Genomic DNA, 22,848 nt, shown 5'->3' with positions numbered 1-22,848 from the left:
CTCAGCTCACCCGGACTCTCGGGTCGAGGAAGACGGTGGCGATGTCCGCGAGGATCGCGCCGACCGCGGTGAGGGCCGCGGCGAAGGCGGCGGTGGCGACGGTGCCGTGCACATCGTTCTTGGCGATGGTCTGGAGGAAGTAGCGGCCCATGCCGTTCCAGCCGAAGATCGTCTCGGTGATGACGGCGCCGGTGAAGAGCGCCGGGATGCTGAACGCCACGGAGGTCGCCGTCGGGATCAGCGCGGTGCGCAGCGCGTGCCGGCGGATCGCCTGGGCGCGGGTGAGCCCGGTGGCGCGGGCGGTGCGGACGTAGTCGGCGTGGAGCGTGTCGAGCAGCAGCGACCGCTGGGTCAGGTGGTGGCCGACGTATCCCATCAGGGTCAGCGTCAGGGTCGGCAGGATCAGATGGAGGAGGCGGTCGCCGATCGTGGGGAGCAGCCCCTCGGTGTTCGGGGAGCTCTCCCCGGCGACGTAGAGGAAGTGCAGCCCGGCGTGTTCGTTGAGCCAGATGGCGACGGAGACCACGGCGAGGGCGGCGACGGACGTCGGGATGTTCAGCACCACGACGGAGACCACCTGGGAGACGCGGTCGGCCCAGCCGTACTGGCGCGATGCGGTGTGAACGCCCAGCGCGACGCCGAGCAGGACGGACAGGACGGTGGCGAGGGCGACCAGTTCGGCGCTGACCAGGGCGCGGTGGCCGATCTCGCCGTTGACGGCGACGCCCGTGGGGGACGTCCCCCAGTCGAAGTGGAGGACGACGGAGGTCAGCCAGTCCCACCACCGGTGCACCAGCGGCACCTGCGGGTCCAGGTTGTAGGGCGCGAGCGCCCGGTCGATCTGTTCCTCGGTGCGGACCGGCCGCAGGTCCCGGAAGTTGGCGCGCGGGTCGAGGAACCAACTCGCCAGGAAATAGGTGGCGTTGGTGGCGACCACGATCATCATCAGCCAGCCCGCGGCCTTACGCGTCACATGGCGCAGCACGCGCGCCACCTCCTGGGGCGGGCCGCGGGGGCGCCGGGTCTGCGGGATTTCTGCATGAGCCGTGGAGCTTTCCGGGAAACGGGACATGAACGACTTGCACAAACGTGCGAACGTCAGTCTTGTCCGCGCCCCTTCAGCGGCGCCAGGGATGGCATGGGGCCGCCATGAGAACGACATGCCGCTGTAGCAATCAACGGCATTCCCGGAATGTGCACGCGGTGCGCCTCGTGCGGATTTCGACCGGACGGGAAGGTACGCCGCTCCACCCGCTCCCCGGCCAATGCGTCCTTTCCCCGCGGAGTAACTCCGTTACGCGTAAGGGGTTCTGCTCGGGAAATACCCCGCCGGGATCGCGCGCCACGGAAAACCGGCGGCGCGGCTCCCTCCCGCCCCGCCGGTCACCAGGGCGGAACGTCAGCCCGCGGCGAGACCCGCGAGGATTTCGGCGGCGGGCTCCGGGTGGACGAGCCAGCGCAGATGACTTCCCGGGAGCGTATGGACGTCGAAGGGGTTACCGGGCGCGAGGGCGTCGCCTTCGCGGATCATCCGGTCCTGCATACCGAGCGGAATGGCGAGGTCCTCGGCCAGCCGCACATAGGACTTGGGAATGCGGCCCCAGGTCGCTTCCTGCGCGCAGTCGGCGGTGGTTCCGGCGTCGAGATTGTCGTCGGGCTGGAAGGTGTTCAGGAAGGTGCGGAATTCGTCGTCGGTGAGGTCGGCGCCGATGGTCTGCCGCAGCGCGGCGAGCGCCTCCGGGTCCGCGGTACGGAAATTGCAGCGGAGCAGACCGAGTTCCGCCGGATCACCGACCAGCGCCGTCGCCATGGCGCGCGGATCGACGTCCGCCATCTCCGGCTCGCCGTAGTACCCGGCGACGTCGAGGTCCACCGGGCACCACGCGGAGACGTAGACGAGGCGGTCGACGAGGTCGGGGCGGGCGTTGGCGACCGCGGTGAGGGTGATGCCGCCGCGGCTGTGGCCGACGAGCACGGTCGGGCCGTGCCGCTTCGCCCGCTCCAGGACGCCGATGACGCGGGCGACGGCGTCGGCGAGGGTGACGTCCTTGATGCCGCCCGGCTCCGCGGCGAGCGCGTCGAGGTCCTGCGGTGCCTGGTACGCGGCGGGGAAGGTCGCCTCGAAGCCGTGCCCCGGCAGGTCGACCGCGACGGAACGGTGCCCGAGAAGGCCGAGTTCGGCCTGGAGCGGCGCGAAGGAGAAGGAGGTGGCGAACGCCCCGTGGACGAGGACGAAGGTCGGAAGAGATCGCATGCCTCAGCGTCCAACGATCCGATCACGACGACAAGCGAAATTCCGATCACGGCGACAGGCGACATACGGGATGCGCTTCGGTCACGGTGGCGGTGCGGGGGGCGGGACGGCGAGCCGGGTACCGGCCCGGTGCGGCCCGCCCCCGGCACCGCGCACGGGCCGTCGGACGGCGACTGTTCCGCACCCCCATCCCATGCCTGTCGCCACCGCCCGCCTGTACTTCCGTGGCCGGGGCGCGGCCCGCCCTGCGAAGGCGAGGCGATCATGTGGCCGCGCGGAGTTGCGCCGGGGCCGGGTCGGTGTGCAACAGTGGACGTCCGGTCGGCCGGGCGCGCGTATGCGCTGCCGCCACCGGACCCCCCAACTTTCCACCCCGGCCCTCTCCGGTCGCGCCCGCGCGCGCCCGGGGCCCCCGGGGACACCGTCTTCCCACGTACCCGAGAGAGCTATGCAGGCAACGACACCCGCTCCCCGCACCACGGACCCGCTCGGTCAGGGTCTGGAGTCGCAGGCCGGTACCGCTCTGCTGCGCTTCGGCGTCGCGCGGCGGCGGCCGGCCGACCGGATCAGCTGGAGCGGCACCGGCGCCGCGGCCTGGCTCGACCGCGGACAGGTGATGAGCGTCGGGGACCCGGACGCCGCCGCCGGACTCGTGCTGCGCGCCGCGCACGGGCTGCCCGACCGGGTACGGGAGTTCACCGTGCCGCGCGGCTCCGACGTGCTGGTCGGCCGGCACCTCCCGGTGACCGACGCCGTCGAGTGGGTCTTCCGCTGGACGGAACAGGAGCCACCCCCGCACGCCGCGGAGGACCGGGTCCAGGCGCTGGACGCCACCCACCACGACGAGCTGCGCGCCTTTCTCGCCGAGCACAGCCCCGCCCACTCCACCGGCCCCGGCTCCGCCGACGTCCGCCTCTGGGCCGGTATCCGCGACGACGCCGGGCAGCTGGTGGCGTGCGGGGCGCTGAGCAGGCTGCGGGACAGCGGCGCACCGCTGATGGTCTCGGTCGCCACCGACGCGGCCCGCCGCGGTGAGGGCCTGGGCGCCGCGCTCACCTCCTGGCTGACCCGGCACGCGGTCCGCGGCGACGGCGTCTGCACCCTGTGGCAGCTCGGCGGCAACGCCCCCGCCGAGCGGCTCTACGACCGCCTCGGCTACCGCACCGGCGACCCCTGCGTGACGGCGCGGATCGCGCCCGCGCCGCCGCTGGCCGCCTGATCCGCCGACGCAGCTCCGGCGGGCCGGACCCGCTGATCCCGCCCGCCGGAGATGACCTAGAATCAGCGAATGATCTTTATTGTTGTGAAATTTCCGGTGAAGCCCGAATACGCCGAGGAGTGGCCGCAGCACGTGGCCGCGTTCACCGAGGCGACGCGCGCCGAGCCCGGCAACCTCTGGTTCGAGTGGTCCCGCAGCGTCGAGGACCCGCTGTCCTACACCCTCGTCGAGGCGTTCCAGGACGACGCCGCCGAGGCCCACGTCACCTCCGACCACTTCCGCGCCGGTCTGGAGACCATGCGCCCGATGCTGCGGCACACCCCCGAGATCGTGAGCACCGCGATCGAGGGCGCCACCGGCTGGAGCGCCATGGGCGAGCTGGTCATCGACTGACCGCCGGCCGTGTCACGGCCGCCGTACGGGGGACCCCGCTGGGCGGGCCGCAATCCGTACGGCGTCCGGGTCAGAACGGTTTCAGGGCACGGGCCAGGACCGGTACGCCGAGCTCCTGGTGCCCGCCGCTGGCCAGCATCCGGACCTCACCGCGGTCGCTGATCTCGGCGCGGACGATACCCGTCTCGTCCTCGTAGACGGGGAATCCGCCCGCTCCGGCGGCCGCGGTGCGCCGGACGACCACCACGTCGTCGGCGACCGCCGACGACTGGAACACCAGCTCAAACGCTTCCGGGTACTCCATGGCTGCCTCTTCGGCGATGCGCGATGCGTCTGGGACTTCCATGGTCTCGCACCCGGTGCCGCGGCGCCCGACGGGACGGCTCCGCCCCACCCCGGGGGGGGCACCGGACCGGCGCCCCGGGGCGCGCCCCCGTCTCGGTATCGTGGCGCCACATGGGGGACAACAGCACACTGTGGACCTTGGCCATCGCCGTGGTGACCGGCGGCACCGCGGTTCTCGCGAGCTGGGTGACCGGCCGCGGCAGCGCCCGCGCCGCGACCATCCAGGCGGAGACCGCCGCCCGTACGCAACGCGCCGAGCGGCTGCGCGAGAGCCGCCGCACCGCCTACCTCGACCTCATCGAGCAGGCCCACCGCATGGGCGAGCTGTACTGGGAGACCTCCGCCCTCCTGCGCCGCCCCGACTCCCCCGAGCGCCTCGAAACCCTCCGCGCACTGCACGACCGCGAGATCGCGGAGTACGCCCGCATCCGCCGCTGCGCCCGCATCGTCGAGCTGGAGGGCCCGCCCGAGGCCGCCGCCGCGGCCCTCGCCCTCCAGAAGGCGACCGGCCCCTTCTACACCGGCGTCACCGCCGAACTCGCCGGCGACCCCACCGGCCGCGACCGTCTGGACGCCGCCTACGCCCCCTTCTGGCAGTGCCTGGAACGCTTCGTGGACGCGGCGCGGACGGCGCACCAGCGGGAGTGAACCGGCAGGCCCGGACGGCAGGGATCACGCCCCGCCCGCCGGGTGCAGCCGGTCGAATTCACCGGCGAGCAGGCCCATCAGGACGAGATCCTGATGCCGTCCGCCGAGGAAGACGTGGTCCCGGAGGCGTCCCTCCTCGACGAAACCGAGCCCGCGGTGAAGCGCCAGGGACGCCGCGTTGTCCGCGAAGATCCGCACCTCGCACTTGTGGTGGCGCCGCTCGGCGAAGAAGAAACGCAGCAACAGCACCGCCGCCTCCCGCGCATACCCCTTGCGCCGGTGACCGGCCTCCAGCGTGATGCCGTACTCGAACCGTCCCGCATGCGGATCGGCGTACGACGCGCCGACGGCGCCGACCGCCTCCCCCGTGTCCAGGGCCTCGATCACCAGCCGGAAGCAGTCGTCGTCCCCGGTGGCGACGGCCTGCTCCCGCGCCCACACGCGGAAGCTCCCGGCGGAGCGCGGCGGACGCAGCACGTCGCCCGTCCGTTCCTCGTCGGCGGCGAAGCGCCGGAACGCGGCCCAATCGCCGGGCTCGATGCCGCGCAGCCGTACCCGCTGTCCGGTCCAGAAGGAAGTCATCCCGTATCCGACCACGGCGCGGCAAACGGGCCCAGCCCTTCGTCGGCCGAACCGGGACGGCAGAGCCTCCTACCCGTCCGGGCCCTCCCGGCGCGCCAGCAGCTCGCGGGCCGCGCGGGTGCGTGGATGCCAGGGGCCGTACGCCTGCTCGCAGGCCGCGGTGGCCTCCGTGGCCAGGCGGTCGGCGTCGGCGGGGGTGGGCTTCGGGGGTCTGCTGACGGTGGCGTCGAGGAAGCGGACGACGGGGGCGGGGAACATGCCCACGGCGCGGGTGCGGCCGGGGCCGTCCTCGGCCAGGCCGCGTATCGCCTCGTCGGCGAGTTCGGCGTGGGTGAGGCGGATGAGTGCGGCCGCGCGGGGGTGATCGCGCGCCAGGGCCTCGGCGTCACGGAAGGTCAGGGCGTCGTGGAGCAGGGACAGCGCCTCGGTCCACAGGCGCTGGCGGGCGCGCGAGCGGGCGCGGTGGAGCTGGGTGAGGATCCGCGCCGGGTGGGCGGCGCCCAGGACCCGCCAGTACAGCCCGGTGGCGGAGTGCAGCAACCGCTCGCTCTCCGCGTACCGGCGCCGCCCGTGCAGCGCCTCGGCGAGCACGGTCAGCACATCGGCGGCCTGCACCAGCGCATCGCCGTCGACGGTGGAGAGCTTGCCGGTGAAGGGTCCCTCGGCGTTCTCCCGCAGCAGTTCGCCCAGGGACGGACCGGTGTTTCCGGCCAGGGTCAGACCGCGGGCGGTCACCGCCGCGTCCGCGCGGGCCAGCACCGGCCGCAGCACCGCCTCGGCCTCGGCGTGGTCGCCGCAACGCACCCGGAGACGGCCGAGGGCCAGCGCGTCGGTGAGGCCGGCGCCCGCCGGGCAGGCCGCGATCCGCTCGGCGAACGGCAGCGCCGCCTCGTACGCACCGCACCGCTCGTAGCCGTCCCGCAGGCGCCGGGCCGCCGCGACGACCGGTGCGGACCCGGTGGCCCCGGAGCGCCACAGGAGGGTGCGGACGTGCGGTGCGCACAGCGGGAGTTCGGCGTCGTCGGCGCTGCGCAGGAGGGCGCGGTCCAGGAGCGCGGCGGCCCAGGCGTCGAGCGCGGGCCGCGCCGGGCCGCCGGGCCGGGCGACGGGCGGGCGCAGACAGCGGACCGGGGCGTGCGCCGTGCCCCGCGGCGCCATCGGTGCGGCCGCGGGCACCGCCTCCACGGCGAGCGCAGCGACCGCCTCGGCCACGGCCTCGGGCCCGGGTCCGGGGTCCGGCAGCGGCACGGCGGCCAGCGCCTGCGGGGCGAGGACGTGCACGGGCAGCGGCGCCTCGGCGAACCGGGCCAGCAGTTCCCCGGGTTCCGGCGGCGCTCCGGTGTCCCTCGCGTCCTCCGGCTCCTCCGCCCCGGGGCCCGGACCGGCGTAGGTGATGTGCAGGTCCCGGCCCGCCTGGTGGACGCGCCCGCCGTCACGCGCCTCGGCCCGGAAAGATCCTCCGTCGCCCATTCCCGCCCCCTGATGCTCCGCCGGTCCACCTCCAGGTTAGGGCGCACCGGTGACAGTCCATCCCGCGAACGCACCTTCCTGGAAAGGCTGCTGGACGCACGGCGCGGCGGCCCCCGTGGGGCGCCCGTTCCGCCGTCACCGCCCCTCAGGCTCCGGCGGCGTCCCGCCCCCCGGCGCCGGCATCCCGTCCAGCAGCTGTCCGAGGAGGCCCAGGACCAGTCCGCAGACCGCGTCCGGGTCGGCGCTCGCGAGGGGTTCACGGCCGACGACGACGCGCATGATGCCGATGCCCAGCAACCACGCCATGGCGAGGTCGGCACGCAGCGCCGCGTCCTCGGCGCCGGAGAGCGTGGCCAGCACGTCGACGTACTGCTCCCCCAGCGCCTTCACCGTCTCCGAGCCGTCCTCGGCGCCGCCGAGGGAGCGCAGATACACCGCGAGGGAACGGTCGTGGGGCTCCTTGCCGTGATGGGTGAGCATGCCGCGCAGCGTCGTCTCGAACAGCTTCTCCGGGGGTGTGGCCCGCAGCTGCTCCTGGCCGTTGTGCGCCATCACCTCCGTCAGCAAGGCGCTTTTCGAGCCGAAATACCGGAACAGCAACGCCTGGTTGGCGCCGGCCCGGTCCGCGATGTCCCGCACGGTCGCGGCGTCGTAACCGCGCTCGGCGAACAGATCGGCGGCGGCCTCCAGCAGCCTGCGGCGGGTGGCCCGGGCGTCTCTTCTCCGGGGTGAACCGGCCGGTACGTCGGCGGAGTTCGCCATGGTGCTCCTTTCCGGACGGCCCGTCAGGATAACGGCCGTAACCGGTCGTTGACCGTCCGCGGACCGGCGCCCTAACGTTTGTAAGCAGGTGCTTACACAAGGGAGGTCACCGTGACCACAGCTGAAACAGCACCCCTCTCCTATCCCTTCAACACCGCTGACAACCTGTCCCTCTCCGAGGCGTACGACGAGGCCCGCAACCGCCCCGGCCTGTTGCAGGTCCGCATGGCCTACGGGGAACCCGCCTGGCTGGTGACGCGGTACGCCGAAGCCCGCTTCGTCCTCGGTGACCAGCGCTTCAGTCGCGCGCTGGGGATCGAGCGCGACGAGCCGCGGCAGTCCGAGGGCAGTCGCAACAGCGGCATCCTGAGCATGGACCCACCCGAGCACACCCGGCTGCGCTCACTGGTGGCGAAGGCGTTCACCGTCCGCCAGGTGGAGAAACTCCGGCCACAGGTCAAGGAGTTGACCGGCCAGTTGCTCGACGAGCTGGAGGACGCGGGCCCGCCCGCCGACCTGGTGGACCGCTATGCGTTGCCGATTCCGGTCGCGGTCATCTGCCGGATGCTGGGCGTGCCCGTCGAGGACCGGCCGAAGTTCCGCGCCTGGAGCGATGCGGCGCTGTCGACCAGTTCGCTGACGGCGGCGGAGTTCGACGCCAACCGCGAGGAACTCCGCGCCTACATGGGGAAGTTGATCGAGGAGCACCGCAGGCATCCGCAGGACGACCTGATGACGGCGCTCATCGACGCGCGGGACGCCGGGGACCGCCTCTCCGAGCTGGAGCTGGTCGATCTCTGCATCGGCATCCTCGTCGCCGGGCACGAGACGACCGCGACGCAGATCCCCAATTTCGTCCTCACCCTGCTCGACCACCCCGAGGAGCTGGCCCGGCTGCGGGAACACCCGGAGCTGATGGCCGGTGCGGTGGAGGAGCTGCTGCGGTTCGTCCCGCTGGGCAGCGGCGCGGGCCAGCCGCGGTACGCCACCGAGGACATCGAGGTCGGCGGCACGCTGGTGCGGGCCGGTACGCCGGTGCTGGTCGCGGTGGGCGCCGCCAACCGCGACGCGCTCCGCTTCTCCTCCCCCGGCACCCTGGACTTCACCCGGACGGGCAACCAACACCTCGGTTTCGGCCACGGCGTCCACCACTGTCTGGGCGCGCCGCTGGCCCGGCTGGAGCTCCAGGAGGCGCTGGGTGCGCTGATCACCCGCTTCCCGGGGCTGCATGTCGCGGGCGATGTGCAGTGGAAGACCGAGATGCTGGTGCGCGGGCCGCGCGTGCTGCCGGTGGGGTGGTGAGCCGATGAGCCGACAGGTGGAGGTGGACCCGCTGCGCTGCATCGGCTCCGGCATCTGCGCCGGAACCGCCCCCGAGCTCTTCGTTCTCGACGGCCCCCGCTCCCGGCCGGTACGCGAGGAGATCGACGGGGACGACGAGCTGGTCCTGGACGCCGCGGACATGTGTCCGGCGATGGCGATCACCGTCCGGGAGAACGGCCGGGTGATCGCGCCCCGGGACTGACCGGGTCGCCCCGGCCCGGGGCGGCGGTCCCGGTGCACCTCCGGCCCTCGGAGGTGCACCGGGCGACCGCGCCCCCGAACGCCGCGCCGACGCCGTGCCGGGCGCCCGTCAGACGCCCGTCCGGCCGTCGATCCGCTCGCGGATGAGGTCGGCGTGGCCGCAGTGGCGGGCGTACTCCGCGATCAGGTGGGTGTGTATCCAGCGGAGGGTGACACGGGCCTCACCCAGGGAGCCGGTGTCGTCCAGGGAGCGGTCGGCGCAGGCGCGCCGGGCGTGCTCCACCTCGGCACGCCACAGCTCCAGCGCGTCCTCGTACGACGCCTGACCGGCGCCGTCGAATCCGCCGCTCATCCCGTCGGCACCGGCCGCGTCGGGGAACAGATCGGGGACGTCCTCCCCGGCGAGGACGCGGCGGAACCAGTGCCGCTCGACCTCCGCCAGATGCCGGACGAGGCCGACGAGGGTGAGCGGCGAGGGCGGCGCGGAGGCGGTGCGCAGCTGCTCCTCGCCGAGCCCCGCGCACTTGCCGACGAGGGTGGCGCGGTAGAAGTCGAGCCAGCTGGCCAGGGACGTCCGCTCATCGGCGTCCATCGGAGGGGTGACGCGTTCGGAAGTGCTCATGCCCGCATCGTGGCACGGGGGTCTGACAACGCGCGGGGGCTGTGGACAGCGGTGGCGGCGAGGGCGGGCGCGGGCTGCCGCGGCAGGCCCCCGGCGCCCCGGGCGCACGCGGCCGACCGCACCAGCACCCGCACCGAGCCGACCGCGCCCGCACCGAGCTGCCCGTCCGGCCCTCACCGCCCGCCCGCCGATAAATCCCGGTGCGGCCCGCTCCGGGCTGAGGTACCGTGCACGGGTCCTGTTGTCTCCGATAGAGGTGGACGTTGCGCATCTGAGGTCTGCGACCATCGCGCGGTACGGCCCTGCCGTACGCCTGTCACGCCGTGTCGGCACTCTGCCGCCCGTGACCTCGCGCGGATGCGACCTCGGTGCATGAAGCGTCCTCCCTTTGCCAGGACCGCACCCCTCCCTCCCCGGCCGGTCGCCGCGTGGTGCTCGCCTACGACGCCCCCGTTCCTGCGTGCAGACTGCGAGAAAACCATGTCCCGACCCCCCGCTCCGCAAGCCTCGGTGACCTGCTCCGGCGTGACGTTCCACTGGCCCGACGGCAGTACCGTCCTCGACCGGCTCTCCTTCGTCATCGGCCGGGGCCGCACCGGCCTCGTCGGCGACAACGGCACCGGGAAGTCCACGCTGCTGCGGCTGCTGGCCGGTCAACTGCGCCCCGCCGAGGGCACGGTGAGCGTCACCGGCACCCTCGGGTACCTGCCGCAGAACCTCACCCTCGACACCGGTCTGCGGGTCGAGGCCGCCCTCGGGATCGCCGACCGGCGGGCCGCGCTGCGCGCCATCGAGTCCGGCGACACCGACGAGGCGCACTTCACCACGCTCGGCGACGACTGGGACATCGAGGAGCGCGCCCTGGCGATGCTGGGCTCCCTGGGGCTCGGCTCGCTCGATCTCGACCGTACGGTCGGTGAGATGTCCGGCGGTGAGACCGTCCTGCTGCGGCTGGCCGCGCTGCTGCTGGACCGCCCCGACGTGCTGCTGCTGGACGAGCCGACCAACAACCTCGATGTGTTCGCGCGGCGGCGGCTCCACGAGGCCGTCGCCTCCTGGCGCTCCGGCGCGCTGATCGTGGTCAGCCACGACCGGGAGCTGCTGGAGCGGATGGACAGGATCGCCGAACTGCGTTCCACCGCCGTGACCTGGTACGGCGGCGGCTGGTCCACCTACCGGGAGGCCGTCGACGCCCAGCAGGACGCGGCGGCGCGGACGTTGCGCACCGCCGAGGCGGATGTCCGCAGGCAGCAGCGGGAGCTGGAGGAGAGCCGCGTCAAGGCGGCCCGGCGGCGTCGGCAGAGCGCCAAACTGGACGCCCAGCGGCGCGCCCCGCGCATCGTCGCCGGGGAACGCAAGCGCTCCGCCCAGGAGTCCGCCGACCGGGTCCGCGGCATCCACGAGGACCGCCTCCAGGAGGCGCGGGAGCGGCGCGAGGAGGCCGCGGACGCGATCCGGGACGACGCCGAGATCAGGGTGGACCTGCCGCACACGGCGGTGCCCGCGGGCCGCACGGTGCTCCGTCTGACGTCGCTGCGGCCGCGCCACGGCCTGCTGCGGGAGGGCGATCTGGAGGTGCGCGGACCGGAGCGCATCGCGCTGATCGGCCGGAACGGCGCCGGGAAGACGACGCTGCTGCGCACCCTGGCCGGGCAGGTGGAGCCGTTGTCCGGTGAGGCGCGGACGTTCGTCCCGCTGCGTTTCCTGCCGCAGCGCCTGGACATCCTGGACGACACCCTGAGCGTGGCGCGGAACGCGGCCCGTACGGCGCCCGGCGTCACCGACAACGCGCTGCGGTCGCAGCTGGCGCGGTTCCTGTTCAAGGGGGCCCGGGCGGAGGCGCTGGTGGGCACGTTGTCCGGCGGTGAGCGGTTCCGGGCCGCGCTCGCCGCGACGATGCTCGCCGCACCCGCACCGCAGCTGCTGATGCTGGACGAGCCGACCAACAACCTGGATCTGTCCGGGGTGCGGCAGCTGACCGCCGCGCTCGCGTCCTACCAGGGCGCGCTGGTGATCGCCGGGCACGATCTGCCGTTCCTGGAGTCCGTCGGCATCACCCGCTGGCTCTTCGTCGGCGAGACGCTGGAGGAGACCACGGTGGAGGAGGTGCGGGCCCTGTTGGACACGCCGGAGCCCGTGTAAGGGTGCCGGTGGCGTGGGGCGGCGAGCCGCCCGGCGGAGGGGCGCGGCCCGGCGGGCGTGCGCCCCTCCGGCGCCGTGCGCCCGCCCGGCGCCCGTCCCTGCCCCGCACGCCCCGTCCCGCGCGGCCGCCGCCGGTCGCGCCCCGCACCTCCGGAGGCCGTATTGGACACCGCCCCTCGCACCCGTGTCTCGGCGTACGCCGTGATCATCGCCGACGGGAAACTGCTGCTCACCCGGCTCTCGGCCGCCTCGCCGGTCTTCGCACCGGGGCTCTGGCATCTGCCGGGCGGCGGCATCGACCCGGGTGAGCAGCCGGCCGAGGCCCTGACGCGGGAGGTGTACGAGGAGACCGGCGGCACCGTGCGCGACGCCCGCCTGATCGGTGCGCGCACCTACACGGCGCGGCGGCACGGCATCGACTGGCACCTCGTGGGCCTCTTCCACACCGTCACGCTGCTGCCGGGCCCGTTGCGGGTCCGGGAGAGCGGCGGCAGCACCGCGGACGTGGCCTGGCACCCGCTGTCCGGTCTCGACGAGGCACGGCTGAGCCCCGCGGCCGTCGACGCGCTGACGCCGGCGATGCTGCGGCCGACCGGTGTCCGACCGCCCCTGAGCGGCCCCGTGGCACCGCGCCGCCCCGGCGCCGTCCGCCTCACCAGGTGACCGGCGGCGCGTGCACCCCGTACACCGAACCGTCGTGCTTGAACGAGAGGTCGTCGCGGTCGGCGGCCAGGCGCAGGGTGGGGACGCGCCGGTGGAGGGTGCTGTGGACGACCTGCAGCGCGATACGGGCCAGGGTCTGGCCGAGGCACTGGTGCACGCCGAAGCCGAAGGCGAGGTGGCGGCGGGAGTCGCGGGCGAGGTCGAGCCGGTCGGGGTCGGGGAAGACGTCCGGGTCGCGGTTGGCGAGGTCGTTGGCGAGGACGACGCCCTCGCCCGCCCGGAGGGTCTGTCCGGCGATCTCGATGTCCTCCAGGACGGCGCGGCGGCGCCCGCTGCGGGTGATGGTGAGGTACCGCAGCAGCTCCTCCACGGCCGAGGCGACGGCCTTCGGGTCGTCGGTGTCGCGCACCAGGGCGAGCTGGTCGGGGTTCTCCCGCAGGGCGAGGGTGCCCAGCGCGATCATGTTGGCGGTGGTCTCTTGCCCGGCGAGGAGCAGCAGAACGCCCGTCTCGGCGGCCTGCTCCCGGGTCAGCTCCCCCGCTTCGCCCCGCCGACCAGCCCGGACAGCAGGTCGGCGGGGCCGGCGGTTTTCCGGGCGAGCAGTCCGTCGAGGTAGCCCGTCAGGTGGGCGTGGGCGGCAGCCGGACCCGGGTGAGCGGCCCCTGCCGCTGCGCCTCCCGCAGCCCGGCGGCGGGTCGAGGGGGCATCCGGCCGCCCGGTCCATCGGGAAGGCGGGGACCTGGCCCGGGGTCGTGCCGTGCGGCGCTGCGGTACCGGTCATGTCTCGCTCCTCGTCGGCCCGCCCGGACGGGCCGGCGGCCGGCTCCGGTGTGGTACGTATCGGCGGTGCGGGGTGGGGCGTCGGGTGTACGGGAGGGCGGGCGGACCGGTGGGCCCGGCGCCCCCACGGGCCGGCGGCCGGATCGGTCACCCCGGAGGTGCATCCGGCGGGCGGTCCGCCCCGGGAACTCGCCGGGCGGACCGGGTCTCCCCGGGGAGGTCACCGCCGGAGCGCCCCGGGGGATGTCAGCCGGTCGGTGTCACCGGTGCGGTCCACAGGCCGGCGATGGCGTCGATCAGCCCGGTGGCCGTGGTGTGCCAACTGCTGCGCGCGGTGGCGGTGTGGTCGGCGAGGGCGCGTTCCCGTTCGGCGCAGGTGTGCACGATCAACTGCCGTGCCCTCGCTCCCCGTTCGAGCCCGGTCAGGCAATCCGATCGGCGCCGCTCAAATCAAGCAACTGACTTGAATTCGCGCTCCGTCGCCCCGGAGGCCGTGCCGTCGGCGGACCGTGCCGCACGGCGCCCGAGGGTGAGGACGAGCAGCGCGGCCACCGCGCCCACGGCGGTGAGCACCAGCCACGCCGGGCCGAACCCCGCACGGGTGACGAGCCATCCGAAGAGCATCGGCCCGCAGGCCCCGCCCAGTGAGACGCCCATCTGTGTGACGGCGGTGGCCCGCGCCGCCGCGGCCGGGAAGGAGACGCCCGCCACGTAGTGCAGCAGCCCGGCCCAGCCCCAGCCGCCGCCGAAGGCGAGCAGCGCCCCGGCGACGGTGACGGCGACGCCGCCGTCCAGGGCGAGCAGCGACGTACCGAGGGCGCCGGCGGCGAACAGCTGCCAGAGCAGGGCTCGCGGGGCGTAGCGGCCCCGGTCCACCACGACGCCCGCCGCGAGCCGGACGGCGATGTTCACGACGGAACCGGCGGCGGCCAGGAACCCGGCCGTGGAGAGCGCCAGCCCTCCGTGCGTCCCCGAAGCGATCAGGAACCCGCCCAGGGAGTTCCCGACCATGGCGCCGCACAGACCGGCCACCGCCAGCCCCACCAGCTGGGAGTTGAGCCGCAGCGGCGGCGCGGCGGCGCGGGCCGGGGCGGCGCCCCGCCCACCGCGCCGCAGACACAGTCCGAGGACGCCGTACAGCGCGCAGACCACGGCGGCGGACACGAACACCGCGCGCCAGCCGTACGGCACGGCGAGCGCCGGAACCGCGACGCTGCCCAGCAGGGTCGCCATGGGCACGGCCGCCTGCTTCAGCCCGAACGCGAAGCCCTGGACGCGGCGTGCGCAGCGCCGCATCAGCAGGGAGTTGGTGTGCGGCTGGCTGTAGCCGTAGACAAGGCCGCCGATCGCCGTCCCGGCCGCCAGCCCGGCGCCGCCCGCCCAGGCGCCGAGCGCCAGCCCCGCCGCCGTCGCACAACTCGCCACGCCCACCGTGGTCTCCGCCGAGACCGGCACCTCGACCTTGCGGCTCAGAAACGCGCCGAGCAGCGAGGCGAACCAGTACGCGGCCAGCAACAGCCCCGTATCGCCCGCATCCCAGCCCCGTTCACGATTGATCAACGTGCTGGTGGCGCCGACGAGGAAAAGCGGCATCGAGGTGAGCACGGTGACGAGGGCCACCCCCGCCGCCGTCCCCATCCCGGCGGGCCGTGAAGCCTCGGCGCCGTCCCGCTCGGGCACTGCTGTCGTCCGGCTCACGCCACTCTCCTGGCCTGGTGAGGAGGGGTACGGGTCCCGCAGTCACCTGCCGGGGACACCACGGGAAGTAAAGGGAGGAACGGGAAGAACGAGAAGGACAGGAAGGACAGGAAGGATGGTAAGGACAGGAATTACGGGTGCGGAAATTCCTTATGGAAGGGAGAGCGAAAGACGCCCAGGAATTTCCGGAAAGACAGACCCCGGAAGGAGGAATCCCTCCCCTTCCCGAATTCCGGAACCCGCTTCCCGCATCACCCTACCGAGCGCGAAAGGGGAGCGTAAATTACCGCTCGTCATGACGGATGCGCGGGAAGCATGGGTGACCGGAGAGGAACGCCGGCCGCACGGGAGTGGCCGCTGGCGAAGCCCTACGCCCCGGGGCGGTACCTCGCCGCCGCCACCGGGTTGACGACGGTCAGCGCCGCGCGGCGCGCCACCGGGGGACGGCGGGCGCGACACGGGCCCGCCGGTGGCCCGCGGACGGTGCGACGGCAGCGACGCACCGCCCGCGGGCCACTGGGGCGCGCCCGCCCGCGAACGCCCGGTTCCTCACGCCGTGTCGGACTCCGCGGCCCAGGTGCCGAGGGAGATCTCGGCGGTGATACCCGGCCCGAACCCGGCCATCAGCCCGCGGTCCCCTTCGAGGGCGGACCCCTCGTCGAAGAGCCGGGCCATGGCGTCCAGCACCACGGCGCTGGCGATGTTGCCGTACTCGGTGAGCGTGGCCCGGCTGAAGCGGAACGCACCGGGCGGTACGTCGAGGAAGTAGCTGAGGTCGTCGAGGATCCGGGGACCACCGGCGTGGATGATGTAGAAGTCCATCTTCCCGGCGTTCCAGTCGTTCTCCTCGGCGGCGGTGCACAGCGCCGGGGCGAGCGGCTCCATCGTGCCCGGCACCCGCTTGTCCAGCTGGAAGTGGAACCCGGTGGACTTGACCGCGTACGAGATCCACTCCTCGGTGTTGGGGATGATGTACGAGCTGTTGCGCTCCAGGCGGATGCCGGTACCGCCCTCGCCCCGCAGGACGGCCGCGGCGATGCCGTCGCCGAACAGCCCGTTGGACAGCAGCGATCCGACGCCCAGGTCGGTGGGCTGGTAGCACAGCGAGCAGAACTCGCAGGCGACGATGAGGACGTTGGCGTCGGGGTAGGCCGTGCAGAAGTCGTGGGCCCTGTTGACGGCCGCTCCGCCCGCGGCGCAGCCGAGTTGGGCGATCGGCAGCTGCCGCGTCTCCGGCCGGAACCCCATGGCGTTGATCAGCCAGGAGGTGGCCGGCGGCATCATGAAGCCGGTGCAGGAGACGTAGATGATCAAGTCGATCTGCTGCGGCTCCAGTTGGGCGTGGTCGAGCGCGCGCCGCACCACGGCGGGCACCCGTTCCTTGGTCTGCTCCTCGTACACGATGCTGCGGGCGTCCATGCCCGGGTGGCGGAGCGTCTCCTCGATCGGCTGGATGAGATGCCGCTTGCGTACTCCGGTGTGTTCGATCAGCCGGAGGACCAGGCCGAGTTGCGGATGGTCGGCATGCAACCGTTCCGCGAGTTCGAGTGTTTCCTCATTGGTGATGACATGCTCGGGTACTGCGATGGCCGGTTTGCAGAGAACCGCCATGGATCTCCTCCTAGCGGACGGTGCTCCACACGGCTGAGCCCAGCGGGGGGACGCGGGGTGGTCGCCGGCCGATGGCCGGCGCTGCGGCAGCGTATGCGCGGCAGGGCGCTCGGCGGGCCGCCGGCGTTGCGCGGCGCCGCGTCGTGCGTCCCCGGAAAGGGCGCTGACGGGCCGACCGTCGAAAGACCGCATTCTCGCCGTATGGGCAGATGGTGGTGCGCCACACCGTGGTTGGCCCTCGGCATTACGTTACGGCAGCCAGGTGACGCCCGCATGTCGGCCTACGGGGCCCGTCCCGCACGGGCAGAGCACGGTTCGCGGCGCCGTGCCGCGGGTCCTGACGCATCGCCCCGAGCACCCGGGAGGCGGGGCGGGGAGCTGCTCCGCCGGGTGCGGTCGCGGGTGCGGTGCGGTGGGGCGGCGTTCCGGGGCCGGTTCCCGTTCGGCGGCGCCCGGGGTGCGCACAGCGGTGCGGCCGGGCATCCTGTGGCCCGGCCGCACCACACGGCTCACCGTGACGTTCCGGCTCCCGGCCCGGCGGCGGGCCGCAAGGACGCACCCTCCGGGGCCGCCCCCGGCAGGGCGGCGCCCGTCCGGCCCGGAGGAAGGGCGCCGCTGCGGACGGGCGGTGCGGCCCGCCACCCCGGCGGGCCGCCGCTCACGCCCCGCTCACCAGGTGACGGGCAGGGTGAGCGGATAGCGCCAGATGGAGTTCTTGTTCCACTGCACCTCTTCGGCGGGCACCGCCAGCTTCAGCGCCGGGAAGCGCCTCATGAGCGTGGAGAGCGCCACCTCCAGCTCGGTGGCGGCGAGCGGCGCGCCGAGACAGTGGTGGCCGCCCCAGCCGAAGGTCATGTGGGACGGCCCGTTGCGCTCCAAATCCAGCTCGTCCGGGCGGTCGAACTTCCGCCCGTCCCGGTTGGCCGTCAGGTACGACACGTGCACGATGTCGCCCTTGCGGATCCGCACGCCGCTCAGCTCCACGTCCTCGACGGCGACGCGGGGAATGCCGACGCCCTTGCGGAAGGGGATGAAGCGCAGCAGCTCCTCCAGCGCCTGCGGGAACTTCTCCGGGTTGTCCCGGAGCATCGCCATCTCGTCGGGCCGCGTCAGGAGGGCGTAGGAGATGTTCCCGAGCTGGTAGGTGGTGGTGTCCTGGCCCGTGATGAGCAGGACCATCGCCATCACGGTCAGCTCGTCGTCGTTGAGCAGCTCGTCCCCGTCGCGGGCGGTGGCCAGCACGCTGATCAGGTCGTCGCCCGGGTTCGCCCGCCGCTGCGCGGTCAGTTTCGCGAAATAGGCCCGCAGATCGGCCTTGGAGCGGATGGCCGCTTCCTTGTTCTCGACGGTGACGTTCATCATCGTCCGGGCGTGCTTGCGCAGCTGCGCGCGGTCCCCCTCGGGGATGTCGAGGACCTCGCAGATGGTGGTCAGCGGCAGCGGCGCCGCGAGGTGCTCGAAGAGGTCGGCGGGCGCGCCGTGCTCCTCCATCCGGTCCAGCAGCTCGTCGACGACATGCTGCGTACGGACCCGCATCCGCTCCATGTGGCGCGGCGCGAACCCCTTCGAGATCAGGCTGCGCAGCCGGCTGCTGCCGGGCGGGTCCATCACGTTGATGGCCTCGTCCTGGACGATGGGCTCCGGCGTCATCCGCGGGAAGTCCCGGCCGACCACCGCCCGGCGGCTGAACCGCCGGTCGGTGGTGACGGTACGCACGTCGTCGTAGCCGGTGACCAGCCACGCCTCCCCCTCCCCATAGGGCAGCTGGATGCGGGAGACGGGCCCCTCGTTCTGCAGCGCTCTGAGCTGCGGGTCGAATTCGAGGGCCTCGGCATAGTCGAAGGGGCAGTTCCGCGTGGGAGGCACGGGGTCCATACGAAGCTCCAGGTACGGGATCGGACGGATGAGACGGGCACCGAAGGGGACGGACGCGCCCCTCGGGAGGCCGTCTGCGTGGCGTCGTTCACCCGTCGGGCGGCTCCACGGGTTCCGGTCGGCGACCACGAGGCGCGGCGGGATGAGCGACACGGCGCGCCGACGACCGACGACGGCACCGCGCACGGGCGTACCGCACCTCGCCTGCCGAACCCCGTGGACCGGTTCCGGCGTGGACGACAGGACCTAGGTACCCGATCACCTGCCGGCACACGCGCCGCATCCGGGCGATTGATCCGTTTGCTCCATGTATCGCGTGCCGCTCGGCGCACCGCACGCCCACCGCCCCGGCCGCCGGGCCCTGGAGATCGCGCGCCGAACGGGCCCGGACGGGGCCCCCTCAACCGGCCGGGACCTCCCCCACCGGGGCCTCCACCCGGGCCGCGTCCACCGCGCGGCGCAGGGTCCGGGCGAGCCCGACGGCGTCCGCCACGGCCCAGAAGTGGGTGAAGAACAGCCGGGGCGATTCGTCCAGGTGATGGTTGTGCAGTTCGACGAGGCGGATCCCGCCGCGGCGCAGCACCTCCAGGACGTCCTGGACCTCGTCCGCCGCCATGGCGAAGTCACCGGCGAGCGCCGCCCGGCCGCCGCCCACCGGCTGGAAGAGGAACGCGCAGGTCGACCCGAGCCCGGCGGGCAGCACCAGCGGACCGCTGCGCACCGTCTCCCGGCGGACGAACAGACACTTGAAAACCCCCTCCTCGACGGTCCCCTCGGTACCCAGCGCCTCCTCGATCCCCGCGATGTCCAGATCCATGGGGAGCGACGGCCCCGGCGGCGCCGGCGGTGGGGTACCGGTCCGGTCGAACCCGGCGCGCAGCCCGCGGGCGAGCGCCTCCGCGTCCCGGCCGTGCCCGTGCAGATGGACCCACCAGATGTCCGGGTACTGGGCGAGCAGATGCTTGTGGAGCGCGGTCAACGCGATCCCGTGTGCCTGCCATGCGTCGATCGCCCGCTGCATCTCCTCCTCGGTGACCACCACGTCGCCCATCGCCATCGCGCTTCCGTCGACGTACCGGACGAACGACACATGCGCCCCGAGCGCAAGCCCCGGCCGTACGAGAACCCCGTCGGAGATCACGCTCAGATCGCGCCGCGGAAAGCCCGTGTGATAGATCGCGCCCCGCAGCATGTTCCCGCCCCGCCCCAGCGCCCGCCCCACGCCGGCCCAGTCCGCCTCACCGGTCGGCACCGGCTCGATCCCCCGCCGCCCCGCCCCACCCGCCATCCCGCCGCCCCGCGCGGAAGCAGCTCCGGCCCCCGTCCCGACGGCCACCGGCGCCGCCACCACCGCGGCCAACAACCGCCGCCGCGAGGTGGACGCCCGCGGACAGGCGTCGTACGCACGGTCTCCAGCCCTCACTTCATCGCCTTTCATGACGGGATGAAATCATGGCGTAGTGGAGGAAAGCGGGCATTGGTTGTGGGGTGTCCCAGGCGGAGCGGGCGAGGCCGGTGGGCGGGGAGTACGGACTCGGGAGCCGAGGCGCAGCGAAGGTGCCACGCCCCGCGCAACCGGCCGGCGAGGATTTACACGGCCGCCTTCACCGGGAGCCCGACCCACCAAGATGTCGCGCAGGCGGAAAGCGCCATTCCGGGGACCGCCATAGCCGCCCTCTCCACGAGTCATCACCTCGGAGTCACGGGAAAGGGATTTCCGGCGCCTGGCGCCCGGTAACACAAGACCCACGGGCCTGCGGTGGAATGTGCCGGATGAGCCTCGCCGGCGCCTTACGAGCCGCCTCGCAGCCCGATCCTGGCGCCTACCCCGCCCTGCCCTAGAATTGGCGCCACCATCTCAGCGGCCCGACGGGCTTCCGCTCCGCACTCGTGGACCAGAAGGACATGCCCCCACCCGCACGAGCCACTTCGTGCTGCCTGGGGGCAAACTCTTGCTGTTCCGTGAGTCCGTGGCGTCACTGGCCCGCCGCACCCACGTCGAAGGACGGCTGGCGGAACTCCTGGCCGAGAACTTCGTCCACAGGCACGGCCACCGCCCCCGGCCCTCGGAGATCCGCTCCTGGAACCGCAGCATCCCCGTACTCGTCAACTCACTGATCGAAGCCGGTCTCGGCGACGTGGAAATGCTGCTGGAGTACGGTCTGCCCCTGACCAGCAAGCGCGCGGACGTGATATTGGCCGGCGTACACCCGGCCACCGGCGGCCCTTCCTACGTGGTCGTGGAACTCAAGCAGTGGAGCGAGGCACACCCGGAGGAAAGCGACCCCCTGCAATGCCGCATTGACGCATATCCGGCTCCGGTCCTCAATCCGATCGAACAAGTGCGTGGCTACTGCGACTACCTGGTGTCATTCAACGGCGCCCTGGAGCAGAGCCCGGAATCTGTCTCCGGGGTGGCTTTTCTGCACAACGCCACCGAATTCGGGGTGTCCGGGCTGCGCCAGGTCGCAGAGGACCAAAGGGGTCGGATGTTCACCGGAGAGCAGCGTGGCGCGTTTCTGGACTACTTGCGCGCGAAACTGGCGCCCAAGCCCGGTGCCACGGCAGCGGATGAGCTGCTGCAGGGCAAAGTACGGCCTTCCCGGCAATTGCTGGATGTCGCCGCCGAAGAAGTCCGCAGCCGCGAGCAGTTCGTGTTGCTGGACGAGCAGCGGTTGGCCTACGAGACCGTGATGTCGGCGGTCGGGGCGGCCCGGCGGTCCAACCACAAGCAGGTGGTCGTGGTGGCCGGCGGTCCGGGATCCGGAAAGAGCGTGATCGCCCTCTCCCTCCTCGGTGAGCTGTACCGGCGAGGTGTTCCGGCTCTGCACGCCACCGGCTCGCAGTCGTTCACCAAGACCATGCGCAAGGTGGCCGGGTCCCGGAAAACAGAAGTCCAGCGGCTTTTCCGCTACTTCAACAGTTTCATGGCAGCCGAGCCCAACGATCTCGACGTACTGCTCTGCGACGAGGCACACCGGCTCCGCAAGACCTCTGCCAACCGTTACACCAAGGCGGAACTGCGCACCGGCCGACCACAGGTGGCCGAGTTGATCGACGCTGCCCGTGTTCCCGTTTTCCTCCTCGATCAGCACCAAGTGGTGCGTCCGGGTGAGATGGGGACGGTGGACCAGATCCGCCGTGCAGCAGCCGCGCAAGGGTTGCACTGCACAGTCGTGGAGTTGGACGGTCAGTTCCGGTGTGGCGGCAGCGACGCATATCTGCGGTGGGTGACCAGCCTGCTGGGGCTGGAGGGCGACAGCGCCATCGAGTGGGAGCCGGACGGCAAAGTGCAGTTGCTGACCGCGAACAGTCCGCAGGAACTCGAGGGCTTCCTGAATGCCCGGCGGGATCAGGGCTACAGCGCGCGGATGTCGGCCGGCTACTGCTGGAGGTGGACGAAGAAGATCACGCCGGACATGACCGCCCTGCCCTCCGATGTCGTCATCGGCGACTGGGCGCGACCGTGGAACCTCTTCGGGGACCGTTCCCTGCTGGGTGCCCCGCCGGCGTCGCTCTGGGCCACCGACCCCGCAGGCTTCGGGCAGGTCGGGTGCGTGTACACCGCGCAGGGCTTCGAATACGACTGGTCCGGCGTGATCATGGGCCCCGACCTCGTCTGGCGGACCGACCGCTGGGTGATCGACCGGACCGCTTCCAAGGACCCCGCGTTCACCAGAGCGACCCCGGACACCGACATCGACCGCCTCGTCCGCAACACCTACAAGGTCCTGCTGACCCGGGGAATGATCGGGACGGTCATCTACTCCACCGATCAGGAAACCCGCGAGAAGCTCCGGTCCTTGATTCCACCGTCCGGCGGGGCGTAGCGACTCCGTTCCACGCCCTTCACCGACGGCGCCTCCCGGTGTGCTCCGTCTGCCGTGTGACCGACTCTGAACGGCTGACGGAGCCGATCACGCCCAACGCGCTGATGTATTAGTGTGGTTCGCGCTGCGCACCTTCCCGGAGGGTACGTCGGCGGCTGTTCACCACCGTTCCCCGGATGTGACTGACAAGTGGTTTCCCCGCGTCTTGCACGTGGGTGAGTGCGGATGCCCGGAAGGGCAAATCCCTGCCGCTTCCAGTTCCTACCGAGGAGTGGTGTCGCATGAACCCCGTTGCGTACAAGCCTGCACGTCGTAACTGGCTTCGCGAGATTCTGGTCGACGTCGCCGTGGGTGTCATCGCCAATGTGGTGATGACGGGCCTGACTGCGGCAGCGCGCCTGTTCTTCTGACAGGCAGGTGGCGGGCCCGG

Annotated in this window: 20 protein-coding genes and 2 pseudogenes; 9 read left to right on the top strand and 13 right to left on the bottom strand. The window is 72.6% G+C overall.

The window, feature by feature from the left end; all coding sequences use genetic code 11:
* Nucleotide 1: 1 nt before the first annotated feature.
* Both ACF1BH_RS05950 and ACF1BH_RS05945 read right to left on the bottom strand, forming a co-directional pair.
* Complete coding sequence (locus ACF1BH_RS05950) at nucleotides 2–985, bottom strand: ABC transporter permease (protein ID WP_391641178.1); 984 nt, start codon at nucleotides 983–985, stop codon at nucleotides 2–4.
* Between the two features lie 414 nt (nucleotides 986–1,399).
* A complete protein-coding gene (locus ACF1BH_RS05945) occupies nucleotides 1,400–2,254 on the bottom strand; it encodes an alpha/beta fold hydrolase (protein WP_391641177.1) in 855 nt (284 codons plus the stop codon).
* Nucleotides 2,255–2,702: 448 nt separating this feature from the next.
* On the opposite strand from ACF1BH_RS05945, the gene ACF1BH_RS05940 reads away from it, so the two are divergent.
* Both ACF1BH_RS05940 and ACF1BH_RS05935 read left to right on the top strand, forming a co-directional pair.
* A complete protein-coding gene (locus ACF1BH_RS05940) occupies nucleotides 2,703–3,473 on the top strand; it encodes a GNAT family N-acetyltransferase (RefSeq protein WP_391641176.1) in 771 nt (256 codons plus the stop codon).
* A 69-nt stretch (nucleotides 3,474–3,542) separates the two neighbouring features.
* Nucleotides 3,543–3,866: a putative quinol monooxygenase gene (locus ACF1BH_RS05935; protein ID WP_391641175.1), complete on the top strand. Its 324-nt coding sequence runs from the start codon at nucleotides 3,543–3,545 to the stop codon at nucleotides 3,864–3,866.
* A 70-nt stretch (nucleotides 3,867–3,936) separates the two neighbouring features.
* Here the strand turns inward: ACF1BH_RS05935 and ACF1BH_RS05930 are convergent, their stop codons facing one another.
* Nucleotides 3,937–4,170 carry a DUF6296 family protein gene (locus ACF1BH_RS05930; protein WP_345085308.1) on the bottom strand — a complete coding sequence of 78 codons (234 nt, stop codon included), beginning with the start codon at nucleotides 4,168–4,170 and terminating at the stop codon, nucleotides 3,937–3,939.
* Between the two features lie 152 nt (nucleotides 4,171–4,322).
* Between ACF1BH_RS05930 and ACF1BH_RS05925 the strand changes: the two genes are divergently transcribed.
* Nucleotides 4,323–4,859 carry a hypothetical protein gene (locus ACF1BH_RS05925; protein ID WP_391641174.1) on the top strand — a complete coding sequence of 179 codons (537 nt, stop codon included), beginning with the start codon at nucleotides 4,323–4,325 and terminating at the stop codon, nucleotides 4,857–4,859.
* 24 nt (nucleotides 4,860–4,883) lie between these two features.
* Here the strand turns inward: ACF1BH_RS05925 and ACF1BH_RS05920 are convergent, their stop codons facing one another.
* The 3 genes from ACF1BH_RS05920 to ACF1BH_RS05910 form a co-directional block, all read right to left on the bottom strand.
* Nucleotides 4,884–5,441 carry a GNAT family N-acetyltransferase gene (locus ACF1BH_RS05920; RefSeq protein ID WP_391641173.1) on the bottom strand — a complete coding sequence of 186 codons (558 nt, stop codon included), beginning with the start codon at nucleotides 5,439–5,441 and terminating at the stop codon, nucleotides 4,884–4,886.
* Between the two features lie 69 nt (nucleotides 5,442–5,510).
* The gene (locus ACF1BH_RS05915) at nucleotides 5,511–6,911 is read right to left on the bottom strand and encodes a tetratricopeptide repeat protein (protein WP_391641172.1); all 1,401 of its coding nucleotides are present in this window, start codon (nucleotides 6,909–6,911) and stop codon (nucleotides 5,511–5,513) included.
* 135 nt (nucleotides 6,912–7,046) lie between these two features.
* The gene (locus ACF1BH_RS05910) at nucleotides 7,047–7,673 is read right to left on the bottom strand and encodes a TetR family transcriptional regulator (RefSeq protein ID WP_391641171.1); all 627 of its coding nucleotides are present in this window, start codon (nucleotides 7,671–7,673) and stop codon (nucleotides 7,047–7,049) included.
* A 111-nt stretch (nucleotides 7,674–7,784) separates the two neighbouring features.
* Here ACF1BH_RS05910 and ACF1BH_RS05905 point away from each other — a divergent pair, with 111 nt between their 5' ends.
* Nucleotides 7,785–8,975 (top strand): cytochrome P450, encoded by a 1,191-nt coding sequence (locus ACF1BH_RS05905; RefSeq protein ID WP_391641170.1) that lies wholly within the window; start codon nucleotides 7,785–7,787, stop codon nucleotides 8,973–8,975.
* 4 nt (nucleotides 8,976–8,979) lie between these two features.
* Nucleotides 8,980–9,198 (top strand): ferredoxin, encoded by a 219-nt coding sequence (locus ACF1BH_RS05900; RefSeq protein WP_391641169.1) that lies wholly within the window; start codon nucleotides 8,980–8,982, stop codon nucleotides 9,196–9,198.
* A 108-nt stretch (nucleotides 9,199–9,306) separates the two neighbouring features.
* Here ACF1BH_RS05900 and ACF1BH_RS05895 read toward each other — a convergent pair whose 3' ends face one another.
* A complete protein-coding gene (locus ACF1BH_RS05895) occupies nucleotides 9,307–9,819 on the bottom strand; it encodes a DinB family protein (RefSeq protein WP_391641168.1) in 513 nt (170 codons plus the stop codon).
* A 480-nt stretch (nucleotides 9,820–10,299) separates the two neighbouring features.
* On the opposite strand from ACF1BH_RS05895, the gene ACF1BH_RS05890 reads away from it, so the two are divergent.
* Together ACF1BH_RS05890 and ACF1BH_RS05885 are read left to right on the top strand one after the other, a co-directional pair.
* Nucleotides 10,300–11,961 carry an ABC-F family ATP-binding cassette domain-containing protein gene (locus ACF1BH_RS05890; RefSeq protein ID WP_391641167.1) on the top strand — a complete coding sequence of 554 codons (1,662 nt, stop codon included), beginning with the start codon at nucleotides 10,300–10,302 and terminating at the stop codon, nucleotides 11,959–11,961.
* Nucleotides 11,962–12,123: 162 nt separating this feature from the next.
* Nucleotides 12,124–12,624 (top strand): NUDIX hydrolase, encoded by a 501-nt coding sequence (locus ACF1BH_RS05885; RefSeq protein WP_391641166.1) that lies wholly within the window; start codon nucleotides 12,124–12,126, stop codon nucleotides 12,622–12,624.
* On the opposite strand, the pseudogene ACF1BH_RS05880 reads toward ACF1BH_RS05885, so the two are convergent.
* The 6 genes and pseudogenes from ACF1BH_RS05880 to ACF1BH_RS05855 form a co-directional block, all read right to left on the bottom strand.
* A pseudogene (locus ACF1BH_RS05880) lies at nucleotides 12,614–13,266 on the bottom strand (cytochrome P450); the annotation flags it as partial. The gene ACF1BH_RS05885 and the pseudogene ACF1BH_RS05880 overlap by 11 nt on opposite strands.
* A 384-nt stretch (nucleotides 13,267–13,650) precedes the next feature.
* Nucleotides 13,651–13,818 (bottom strand): annotated as a pseudogene (locus ACF1BH_RS05875) (TetR family transcriptional regulator); the annotation flags it as partial.
* Nucleotides 13,819–13,854: 36 nt separating this feature from the next.
* Nucleotides 13,855–15,102 (bottom strand): MFS transporter, encoded by a 1,248-nt coding sequence (locus ACF1BH_RS05870; RefSeq protein WP_391641165.1) that lies wholly within the window; start codon nucleotides 15,100–15,102, stop codon nucleotides 13,855–13,857.
* Nucleotides 15,103–15,651: 549 nt separating this feature from the next.
* Nucleotides 15,652–16,713 carry a type III polyketide synthase gene (locus ACF1BH_RS05865; protein WP_391641164.1) on the bottom strand — a complete coding sequence of 354 codons (1,062 nt, stop codon included), beginning with the start codon at nucleotides 16,711–16,713 and terminating at the stop codon, nucleotides 15,652–15,654.
* A 669-nt stretch (nucleotides 16,714–17,382) separates the two neighbouring features.
* Nucleotides 17,383–18,588: a cytochrome P450 gene (locus ACF1BH_RS05860; protein WP_391641163.1), complete on the bottom strand. Its 1,206-nt coding sequence runs from the start codon at nucleotides 18,586–18,588 to the stop codon at nucleotides 17,383–17,385.
* A gap of 400 nt (nucleotides 18,589–18,988) precedes the next feature.
* The gene (locus ACF1BH_RS05855; protein ID WP_391641162.1) at nucleotides 18,989–19,840 is read right to left on the bottom strand and encodes a DUF1259 domain-containing protein; all 852 of its coding nucleotides are present in this window, start codon (nucleotides 19,838–19,840) and stop codon (nucleotides 18,989–18,991) included.
* A gap of 700 nt (nucleotides 19,841–20,540) precedes the next feature.
* On the opposite strand from ACF1BH_RS05855, the gene ACF1BH_RS05850 reads away from it, so the two are divergent.
* Together ACF1BH_RS05850 and ACF1BH_RS05845 are read left to right on the top strand one after the other, a co-directional pair.
* Nucleotides 20,541–22,418, top strand: coding sequence for a DNA/RNA helicase domain-containing protein (locus ACF1BH_RS05850; protein ID WP_391641161.1), 1,878 nt, complete (start codon nucleotides 20,541–20,543; stop codon nucleotides 22,416–22,418).
* Between the two features lie 281 nt (nucleotides 22,419–22,699).
* Nucleotides 22,700–22,828 carry a DUF6408 family protein gene (locus ACF1BH_RS05845; protein WP_391641160.1) on the top strand — a complete coding sequence of 43 codons (129 nt, stop codon included), beginning with the start codon at nucleotides 22,700–22,702 and terminating at the stop codon, nucleotides 22,826–22,828.
* Nucleotides 22,829–22,848: the final 20 nt, after the last annotated feature.

This window comes from Streptomyces sp. NPDC014733, from assembly GCF_043083385.1.
GTDB lineage: Bacteria > Actinomycetota > Actinomycetes > Streptomycetales > Streptomycetaceae > Streptomyces.
The sequence above is the reverse complement of the archived record's forward strand: the minus strand, read 5'-3'. Positions and strand labels throughout refer to the sequence as shown.

Bases quoted from the DNA above. Each gene is read 5' to 3' on its own strand.
- ACF1BH_RS05945 (WP_391641177.1), bottom strand. From the start codon at position 2,254: ATGCGATCTCTTCCGACCTTCGTCCTCGTCCACGGGGCGTTCGCCACC.
- ACF1BH_RS05940 (WP_391641176.1), top strand. From the start codon at position 2,703: ATGCAGGCAACGACACCCGCTCCCCGCACCACGGACCCGCTCGGTCAG.
- ACF1BH_RS05935 (WP_391641175.1), top strand. From the start codon at position 3,543: ATGATCTTTATTGTTGTGAAATTTCCGGTGAAGCCCGAATACGCCGAG.
- ACF1BH_RS05930 (WP_345085308.1), bottom strand. From the start codon at position 4,170: ATGGAGTACCCGGAAGCGTTTGAGCTGGTGTTCCAGTCGTCGGCGGTC.
- ACF1BH_RS05925 (WP_391641174.1), top strand. From the start codon at position 4,323: ATGGGGGACAACAGCACACTGTGGACCTTGGCCATCGCCGTGGTGACC.
- ACF1BH_RS05920 (WP_391641173.1), bottom strand. From the start codon at position 5,441: ATGACTTCCTTCTGGACCGGACAGCGGGTACGGCTGCGCGGCATCGAG.
- ACF1BH_RS05915 (WP_391641172.1), bottom strand. From the start codon at position 6,911: ATGGGCGACGGAGGATCTTTCCGGGCCGAGGCGCGTGACGGCGGGCGC.
- ACF1BH_RS05910 (WP_391641171.1), bottom strand. From the start codon at position 7,673: ATGGCGAACTCCGCCGACGTACCGGCCGGTTCACCCCGGAGAAGAGAC.
- ACF1BH_RS05900 (WP_391641169.1), top strand. From the start codon at position 8,980: ATGAGCCGACAGGTGGAGGTGGACCCGCTGCGCTGCATCGGCTCCGGC.
- ACF1BH_RS05895 (WP_391641168.1), bottom strand. From the start codon at position 9,819: ATGAGCACTTCCGAACGCGTCACCCCTCCGATGGACGCCGATGAGCGG.
- ACF1BH_RS05890 (WP_391641167.1), top strand. From the start codon at position 10,300: ATGTCCCGACCCCCCGCTCCGCAAGCCTCGGTGACCTGCTCCGGCGTG.
- ACF1BH_RS05865 (WP_391641164.1), bottom strand. From the start codon at position 16,713: ATGGCGGTTCTCTGCAAACCGGCCATCGCAGTACCCGAGCATGTCATC.
- ACF1BH_RS05860 (WP_391641163.1), bottom strand. From the start codon at position 18,588: ATGGACCCCGTGCCTCCCACGCGGAACTGCCCCTTCGACTATGCCGAG.
- ACF1BH_RS05845 (WP_391641160.1), top strand. From the start codon at position 22,700: ATGAACCCCGTTGCGTACAAGCCTGCACGTCGTAACTGGCTTCGCGAG.